The sequence below is a fragment of the Citrobacter sp. Ca225 genome (assembly GCF_030337175.1).
GTDB lineage: Bacteria > Pseudomonadota > Gammaproteobacteria > Enterobacterales > Enterobacteriaceae > Citrobacter_A > Citrobacter_A amalonaticus.
In genome coordinates this window covers 1-208 of sequence record NZ_JAOWCD010000016.1, presented here as the reverse complement: position 1 = coordinate 208, position 208 = coordinate 1, and the positions used below count along the sequence as shown (strand labels likewise).

Below are 208 nucleotides of genomic sequence, written 5' to 3'. Positions count from 1 at the left end.
TGTGGGCCTTCATGCCAAAGTGCCACTGATTGCCTTTCTTGGTCTGATGCATCTCCGGATCGCGTTGCTGCTCTTTGTTCCTGGTAGAGCTGGGTGCCTCAATGATGGTGGCATCCACCAAAGTGCCCTGGGTCATCATGACGCCTGCTTCGGCCAGCCAGCGATTGATGGTCTTGAACAATTGACGGGCCAGTTGATGCTGCTCGAG

The 208-nt window shown here is 55.3% G+C and carries 1 pseudogene; it reads right to left on the bottom strand.

Annotated elements, in window-relative coordinates:
* Window positions 1-208: pseudogene (locus tag OGW13_RS00520) on the bottom strand (IS5/IS1182 family transposase); the annotation flags it as partial.